The following is an 8680-nucleotide window of genomic DNA, read 5'->3' on the forward strand; positions in this document are numbered from 1 at the left end:
ACTCAACACCTGTGAGTGTCCACACAGATTTCTTGTTTTATCTTGTTAAAGAGCGTTGACCACATACCGTTTAGGCGGGTCGTGCTGATGCTTCATCAGCTCAGGGTCGTGCATTTTACGCATTTCCCGTTTCGCGTCAAGGAGTTTTTGCAAACTTTCTCAACACTCATCAATCAGTAAACTCATCGATGAACTGTCACATCAGGGCTGCTTAGCGCCGTCTGCCGTGTCAGTGGATGCGCATTATAGGGAGCAGAAGATTTTGTGCAAGGGCTTTTTTAACGATTAATGCCAAGCGAACAAATAATCACCACAACACACACTAAAGAAGGGATACTTCCCTTGGGTTGGTAAGTTTGGCATAGGAATTTTAGGAGTGCAGATAATTTAATAGATCAAATAAACATAAACAGTCGGTGGTGGAAGCTTTTAGCTATATCAACCAACATTTCCCATCGTTAGCTGGTTTGGATTACATCCGACAGCTTTTTATGTTCAATTTATCAAGGCAAGTGTGCCTGGTATCTATCTGGAATGAGGGAGTGAAATATCCCGTTAAGGCTTATCCTCTTCGTGTCTATTTTTAGGGTCTAATTCAATCTCAGTGTCACTTTCGCTTGGTTCATTATCACCAACCACATGGGCGACCTTTAATTTTCTTACCGTTCTAATCGTAATGACAGGGCCAGAAATTGCGTAAAGGTAGAAACCGATACACAGGATCAGTGCTGGTTGAACCGATACCACCACAAATACGCCCACAACCAGTAATATGGCAATAAAGTTGACTTTACCGCGCCAATCAATTTCTTTGAAAGAGTGATAACGGAAATTACTCACCATCAATAGGCCCGTTGTCGCAGTCACAAGACCCGCAATCCAACTGATATTTTTCCCATCGAGGCTGTATTGATTACCGAGCCAAATACTCCCAGCGATAACTGCCGCTGCGGCTGGACTTGCAAGCCCTTGGAAATAACGCTTATCAGCTACACCAACTTGGGTATTAAATCGAGCGAGTCTAAGTGCCGCACCTGCGCAATAGATAAATGCTGCCAGCCAACCAATTTTACCTAAATCGGCCAACGCCCAATTATAAGCGAGTAAGGCGGGCGCCATGCCAAAGGACACCATATCGGCCATACTGTCATACTCTGCGCCAAAATCACTTTGTGTATTAGTGAGCCTTGCGACACGTCCATCGAGACCATCGCAGATCATAGCGACAAAAATCGCAATCGCTGCGGCTTCAAAATTAGCATTCATCGAGGCGATCACAGCATAAAAACCCGAGAATAACCCTGCTGTCGTAAATAGATTTGGCAGTAAGTAGATACCTTTATTCTTTACTGTTTGATTCGAAGAATTTTGCATACACTTATTAAGTTATAAGCTGGAATGAAAGTGAGCTTCAAGATAGCATATTTTACTAGCATGTCGATGAGCGGCAATGAGGGATGATCCATGTTAAAAATGACTAAGTTAACGGCACTGCTGTTTTACACCTTTTGGCTCTGTTTGTTAGGACAACCCGTATTTGCAGGTGTGATTTACACTTGGGTTGATGAACAGGGTGTCACTCATTACAGCCAACAACCACCGGAACAAGAACAACTGAAGGCCAGCCAACTCTATAGTGAAGATATTGAACCGGCAAAAGTAGGTTATATTGCACCAACCAAAAAAGTCGAACCACAAGCTGAGAGTGAACTCGAAAAATCAGCGGCACTCATTAAAGAAAAAGATGCTAAACAGGCTCAGTCGATCTGTGACAATGCTAAACATAGTTTGGATGTGCTGACGACACACAACAGACTTATCCGTCAGAGTGAAGATCCCACTAAGGAACCTGTGGCTATGAGTGAAGAAGAGAGACAAGCCGCCATTGCACAGCAGCAAGAGAGAATTAAACTCTTCTGTGATAAAAAATAGTGCCATTCCCTATATAAAAAGAGCCGAGTCAATACTCGGCTCTTTCGTTATTCTAGGGATAAGGCTTAGTTTGACAAGCATCTAAGCCATCAATCGGTCGCTTACTGCTCGAACGCTAATTCACCACCCGCACAGCTGACCTTAATGGGTTTACCCGGTAACAAGTCACCACGGAGCAATTTCTGCGCCAGCGGGTTTTCGACTTCTTGCTGCAATGCCCGTTTCAAGGGTCTTGCGCCATACACAGGATCGAAACCAATTTCTGCAATCAGTGATAATGCGTCGTCGGTGATCTCCAATGTATAGTCCTTTTCCGCCAGACGTTGGCGTAGGGAAGCAATCTGTATCGAAGCAATACGCTTGATATTGGCAGCATCCAATGGATGGAACACCACAGATTCATCGATACGATTTAAAAACTCGGGTCTAAAGCTGTGGGTCACCACATTCATTACCGACGCTTTCATCTCTGCATAGGTCACATGGCCAAATCCTTCTTGGATAATGTCGGATCCTAAGTTCGAGGTCATGATGATCACTGTATTTCTAAAATCGACAGTCCGACCTTGACCATCGGTTAAGCGGCCATCATCGAGCACTTGCAGTAAGATGTTAAACACATCGGGGTGCGCTTTCTCAACTTCGTCGAGCAGTATCACCGAATACGGTTTACGGCGTACGGCTTCCGTTAAGTAACCGCCCTCTTCATAACCCACATATCCCGGAGGGGCCCCCACTAAACGCGATACTGAATGTTTTTCCATAAATTCAGACATATCGATCCGCACTAGGGCCGATTCGGTATCGAATAAAAACTTCGCCAGTGATTTACACAGCTCAGTTTTACCTACACCGGTTGGGCCTAAGAACAGGAACGAGCCAATCGGGCGATTTGGATCCGCCAGACCCGCGCGACTACGACGAATCGCGTTTGCTACCGCATCGACGGCTTCGTTTTGGCCTATTACCCGCTCGTGCAGCGCCACTTCCATTTGCAGTAGTTTTTCACGTTCGCCTTCAAGCATCTTCGATACCGGAATACCTGTAGCCTTTGATAGCACTTCGGCAATCTCAAGCTCAGTGACTTTATTACGTAATAAGGTCATATCCTGCATTTCGGCTTGTGACGCCAAATCGAGCTGTTTCTCAAGCTCAGGAATACGGCCATATTGCAGCTCTGACATTCGAGTGAGATCACCCGCGCGGCGAGCCACCTCTAAATCCATCCGCGCCTGTTCGAGATCGGCTTTAATGTGCTGAGTTCCTGCCAATGCGGCTTTTTCAGTACGCCAAATTTCATTAAGTTCCGAGGCTTTAGCTTCAGCTTCTTTCAGTTCGACTCGAAGATGATCGAGTCTACGACGACTCGCCTCGTCATTTTCTTTGGCTAATGCCTGCTCCTCCAATTTCAGCTGGATAGCACGACGTTCGAGCCTGTCGAGTGACTCAGGTTTTGAGTCCATCTGCATACGGATGCTGGATGCCGCTTCGTCGATCAAATCGATCGCCTTATCGGGCAATTTACGGTCCGACACATAACGGTGCGACATGGTTGCCGCCGCCACAATCGCCGGATCGGTAATTTCCACATGGTGATGCAGCTCGTAGCGTTCTTTCAGGCCACGCAAAATGGCGATGGTGTCTTCAACGCTGGGCTCATCCACCAGCACTTTTTGGAAGCGGCGTTCAAGTGCCGCATCTTTTTCAATGTACTGACGATACTCATCGAGCGTGGTCGCGCCCACGCAGTGTAAGTCACCACGCGCTAACGCAGGTTTGAGCATATTACCCGCATCCATTGCCCCCTCACCTTTACCGGCACCGACCATAGTGTGCAGTTCGTCGATAAAGAGGATCACTTGACCTTCTTCCTGCGCCAACTCATTAAGTACCGCTTTTAAACGCTCTTCGAACTCACCGCGATATTTAGCGCCCGCAATCAACGAGCCCATATCGAGGGATAAGACCCGCTTATTTTTAATGCCTTCTGGCACTTCACCATTAACGATACGCTGGGCAAGCCCTTCGACAATTGCGGTTTTACCGACCCCCGGTTCACCGATAAGCACAGGATTGTTTTTGCTGCGACGTTGCAGAACTTGGATCGTGCGGCGAATCTCATCATCACGGCCGATCACAGGATCTAACTTGCCCTGTTCGGCGCGCTCGGTCAGATCGATAGTAAACTTCTTCAGCGCTTGGCGTTGATCTTCGGCATTGGGATCATCCACTTTTTGACCACCACGTACCTGCTCTATGGTTTGCTCCATTAATTCTTTCGTGGCGCCAGATTTTTTCAAGCATTGGGCTAATGCATCAGAGCCCTCTAGCGCCGCCAGCACAAACAATTCACTGGAGATATATTTGTCTTTGCGCTTTTGCGCCAACTTATCGCACAGGTTTAATAATCGAATTAACCCTTGGGATAACTGCACATCGCCGCCTGTGCCTTCAACTTGGGGTAAGCGTTCTAATTCTTGGCTAAGGAGCGAGCGCAGTGCGCTGACACGAATGCCAGCTTGGGTTAATAAGGGATGGATAGAACCAGAATCCTGGTTAAGCAGTGCCATCATCAAATGTAGCGGTTCGATAAACTGATGATCACGCCCAAGTGCCAGTGACTGGGCATCTGAGATGGCAAGCTGAAATTTATTGGTCATACGATCGAGTCGCATACAGCCTCCTAAAACTCACATATTTAGAAATATTTCGTTAGTTAAAAGATGGGGACTATTTAGCCAATTTCAAGCAACTGGAAGGGAATTAAATACAAATAGTGGGGGAATTTGCTTAAGACTTAAGCCAGATCAATGAAGCCATTCGTCCCGTCACTCTATCGCGGCGATAGGAGAAATAATCTGGGCTCGATACAGTACAGATATCGGCGCTATAAATATGCGTTATCCCGAGTAAGCTCAGGCGCAATTTAGCCAAGCCAATGATATCGGCAAGAAACTTATTACCACTTGGAATAAAACACGCTACGGCCAGTGGATGCAATGCACAGAATGCGTGCTTCACTTCGTCGCCGACTTCAAATTTTTGTGGACCAATGGCCGGGCCGAGGTAGGCAATCAACTCACCCATAGGCGAGCTAAATTGTACCGCAGCGGCCTCTATCACACCATCACACAGGCCGCGCCATCCCGCATGGACCGCCGCAACCTCAGTGCCGGCATGATTACACAATAACACGGGTAAACAATCTGCCGTCATTACTGTGCAAACTCGCCCAGCGGTTCGGCTGTAACTGGCATCGGCAATGGGCGTATCAAGGGCGGCATTAACTAAGTTAAGCGAATCAAGGTTGAGCACATGAGTGCCATGGACTTGCTCGAGCCAAACAGGCTCAGTGGTTAACGCTAATTGTTTGCAGAGTAACTCACGATTAGCCATCACCAGCTCAGGTGCATCACCAACATGCAGTCCAAGATTCAGACTGCCATAGGGATGCATGCTCACACCGCCATGACGATTCGTCATAGCGATGCCAACATTAGCAGGAACGGGCCAATCGTGATTAAACACTTACAAATACTCGATCGGATGCTCGACCGTGTCTTGGCGCAGTGCTTTGGTCAAAATCACCATGTCCTCAGGGATTGGCGCCTGCCAGCTCATGATTTCACAGCTCACAGGATGCGCTAACTCGAGACGCACAGCGTGTAATGCTTGGCGTTTAAAGTTTTTCAAAATTTCAAAAAACTCTGGGCTCGCGGCCTTTGGTGGTTTGGGACGGCCACCATAAACAGGATCGCCCACTAATACGTGACCAATGTATTCCATATGCACACGAATTTGGTGAGTACGTCCCGATTCAAGTCGCAATCTTAGACGAGTGTGGTTACGGAATTTCTCCGCCACACGATAATGGGTTACCGCAGGTTTACCCGAGTGATGCACCGCCATATGAGTGCGTTTTGTGGGATGACGGCCAATCGGCTCATCCACAGTACCGCCACCTGTCATAGTGCCCATCACAATCGCTTCGTATTCACGGGTGATTTCACGGGCTTGCAATGCTGCGACTAGGTGAGTTTGTGCCTCAACAGTTTTTGCTACTACCATCAAACCCGTAGTGTCTTTATCGAGACGGTGCACAATACCCGCACGCGGCACATGCTCAATATCGGGGCAATGGTGCAAAAGCGCATTCATCAGCGTACCATCAGCATTACCCGCACCAGGATGGACAACTAAGCCAGCTTGTTTGTTGATAACCAAAATATGGTCATCTTCGTAGACAATATTCAGCTCGATGGCCTGAGCCGCCGCATGCACTTCTTCTTCAAGTGTGGCTGCAATTTCAATCTGTTGTAGCTCAAATACTTTCTCACGCGGCTTATTGACAACCACGCCGTCAACATAAACTGCATCAGATAGGATCCATTCCTTGATGCGCGTGCGCGAGTAATCTGGGAACAACTCAGCCAGAGCCTGATCTAATCTCAGGCCAGTTTGTGTTGCCGAAATCTCGCTTTTTAGATTAATCTCTTGTGTCATAGGAACCGTATCCCCATTTAGGGGTCAAAAAATGTGTGCTATCTGTTACAATCGGATGTTTTCTATTTTATAGTGAAATGGAAAAATTCTTAACTACAACTTAAAAAGAATTGAATTCAAGTATGTATAAATTTTCCAAAGGCGTAACCTTAGTCCTATTTTCACTAGCGTTATCAGCCTGTAGTAGCAGTCCTGAAGATAACGACATTGCCGCAAAAACCTCACCTGACGTACTTTATTCTCAGGCAAGAACCTCAATGGAGCTTGGCAATTACTCAAAAGCGGTCCGTTCTTTGGAAGCACTAGACTCTCGCTTCCCCTTCGGCCCCCATAAAACTCAAGTCCAGCTAGATTTGATTTATGCGTACTACAAAATGGATGATGTCGCCTCAGGCATTGCCAATATAGACAGATTTATCCGTCTAAACCCAACCCATCCCGATATCGATTACGTCTACTACATGCGTGGACTCGTCAATATGCAAGCGGACAGCTACCTGTTCCATGATATGTTAAATATCGACCGAACTGACCGCGATCCTAAAAATGCTCAAGATGCTTTCAAGGATTTTGAACGTTTAATTAAAACCTACCCTAACAGCAAATATGCCGCCGATGCACAAAAGCGCATGTTATCGCTGAAGAATCGCTTGGCAAAATATTCAATTCAAGTTGCCGAGTATTATCTCAAGATGAACGCTTGGAGCGCCGCAGCAATCCGAGCTCAATCAGTGCTAGAAACATACCCAGGCACCCCTTCAACCGAACGGGCGTTAGAGATAATGATAGAAGCTTATGGCGAATTAGGTCAGAACCAACTGAAGCAAAACGTGCTAATGGTAATGCAAGCTAACTTCCCAAACAATGAAATCTTATCGAACTAATCAAGAATGCCCCTTTTAAAGGGGCATTTTTTTAGCTCTACACTGAGCTTTTTGATTATTCTACCGCCGCTAGCCCTATGCCTTTATTGATGATTTCCCTCTGAGTATCAGCCTAAACCATAGTTGTGCCCCCTATTCGAGTAAAACTTATGCAACTGCATCGATTTTTACCTGATTTAGTAAAAATCTATTGACTCAAAACCCGAAAAGCCTTTAAATTGCGCCCGTCGCCCGAATAGCTCAGTCGGTAGAGCAGAGGATTGAAAATCCTCGTGTCCCTGGTTCGATTCCGGGTTCGGGCACCATCTTTAATTGGGTTGCCAATGCGACCAGAGTTAAAGGATTGCAATAGGTACAGTGCAGGTGTGGTGGAATTGGTAGACACGCCAGCTTCAGGTGCTGGTGCTCGCAAGGGCGTGGAGGTTCAAGTCCTCTCACCTGTACCAAATTGCAATTCAAGTTTTAATTCGGTTAAAGGCCGAATATCGATGCAGATGTGGTGGAATTGGTAGACACGCCAGCTTCAGGTGCTGGTGCTCGCAAGGGCGTGGAGGTTCAAGTCCTCTCATCTGTACCAACATGTAAACCTCGCTTAGCGAGGTTTTTTTGTCTCTGCAATAAAATATTTTCCGCTTTCCCCTAATTTCCCCAACTTTGCTATAACTAATCTTACAGGCTCATCATAGGGATAGCTCGAGCTCTGCCCAAAGGACTCTCTTAGTTCTACTGAGGCAATCCATATGAACGGCCTACAGATCAAACAAAAAATGTTTATCGGCATTCTGGTACCGCTTGCAATGCTACTGGTTATCGGTTTTATCGCTATTAATATGATGGGGAAAATCGAGTCGGGTGTTGAACGCATCTATAACGACAGAGTCGTGCCGCTGGATGATTTAAAAGTCATTGCCGACAAATACGCCGTCGATGTCATTGATGCGATTAATAAAGCCAATGCCGGCGGATTTAGTGCCCCCCAGGCTATCGATGCACTTGAAAGTGCAAGATCTATGGTTAATCAACACTGGCAAAAATACCTCGCCACAGAATTAACCAGAGAAGAGTCGCAACTCGCGCAACAGGCGGAACGCTTGTTTTCACCTGCAAATCAACAGATTGAGCAACTAATATCACGCTTACAGCTCTTAAATGGGAATCTTGCCCACCAACTCAACACAGATATATTGCCCCTCTACCAAGCCGTCGATCCCATTAGCGGAAAAATCTCGGAATTAATTGCACTGCAAATAAAAATAGCAGGGCAAGAAAAAGATACCGTCAAAGGAATTTATCAATCTTCCATCTCTATTTTCATGATCTTGGCTGGGCTCGCCATGCTGATCAGTATCGGAATCGGACTC

Annotated in this window: 7 protein-coding genes and 3 tRNA genes; 6 read left to right on the forward strand and 4 right to left on the reverse strand. The window is 46.5% G+C overall.

The window, feature by feature from the left end; translation table 11 throughout:
* Window positions 1–555: 555 nt before the first annotated feature.
* Complete coding sequence (pssA, locus tag COW15_RS02485; protein ID WP_293629606.1) at window positions 556–1374, reverse strand: CDP-diacylglycerol--serine O-phosphatidyltransferase; 819 nt, start codon at window positions 1372–1374, stop codon at window positions 556–558.
* A 90-nt stretch (window positions 1375–1464) separates the two neighbouring features.
* On the opposite strand from pssA, the gene COW15_RS02490 reads away from it, so the two are divergent.
* Window positions 1465–1932 (forward strand): DUF4124 domain-containing protein, encoded by a 468-nt coding sequence (locus COW15_RS02490; protein ID WP_293629607.1) that lies wholly within the window; start codon window positions 1465–1467, stop codon window positions 1930–1932.
* Window positions 1933–2033: 101 nt separating this feature from the next.
* Here the strand turns inward: COW15_RS02490 and clpB are convergent, their stop codons facing one another.
* The 3 genes from clpB to rluD form a co-directional block, all read right to left on the reverse strand.
* Window positions 2034–4607, reverse strand: coding sequence for an ATP-dependent chaperone ClpB (gene clpB, locus COW15_RS02495; protein ID WP_293629608.1), 2574 nt, complete (start codon window positions 4605–4607; stop codon window positions 2034–2036).
* Between the two features lie 115 nt (window positions 4608–4722).
* Entirely contained in the window at window positions 4723–5460 is a 738-nt protein-coding gene (pgeF, locus tag COW15_RS02500) for a peptidoglycan editing factor PgeF (RefSeq protein WP_293629609.1), read from the reverse strand.
* Window positions 5461–6435, reverse strand: coding sequence for a 23S rRNA pseudouridine(1911/1915/1917) synthase RluD (gene rluD, locus COW15_RS02505; protein ID WP_198782566.1), 975 nt, complete (start codon window positions 6433–6435; stop codon window positions 5461–5463). It lies immediately after the preceding gene.
* Between the two features lie 122 nt (window positions 6436–6557).
* On the opposite strand from rluD, the gene COW15_RS02510 reads away from it, so the two are divergent.
* From COW15_RS02510 to COW15_RS02530, 5 genes are all read left to right on the forward strand, one after another.
* Window positions 6558–7319: an outer membrane protein assembly factor BamD gene (locus COW15_RS02510; RefSeq protein WP_007650242.1), complete on the forward strand. Its 762-nt coding sequence runs from the start codon at window positions 6558–6560 to the stop codon at window positions 7317–7319.
* Between the two features lie 229 nt (window positions 7320–7548).
* Window positions 7549–7624 (forward strand) — tRNA-Phe (locus COW15_RS02515).
* A 54-nt stretch (window positions 7625–7678) separates the two neighbouring features.
* Window positions 7679–7765: transfer RNA gene (locus COW15_RS02520), tRNA-Leu, on the forward strand.
* A 44-nt stretch (window positions 7766–7809) separates the two neighbouring features.
* Window positions 7810–7896: transfer RNA gene (locus tag COW15_RS02525), tRNA-Leu, on the forward strand.
* 163 nt (window positions 7897–8059) lie between these two features.
* On the forward strand, window positions 8060–8680 hold a 621-nt coding region (locus tag COW15_RS02530; protein ID WP_293629618.1), incomplete at its 3' end, for an MCP four helix bundle domain-containing protein.

Origin of the sequence: Shewanella sp. CG12_big_fil_rev_8_21_14_0_65_47_15 (assembly GCF_002783505.1) — a bacterium.
Lineage (GTDB): Bacteria > Pseudomonadota > Gammaproteobacteria > Enterobacterales > Shewanellaceae > Shewanella.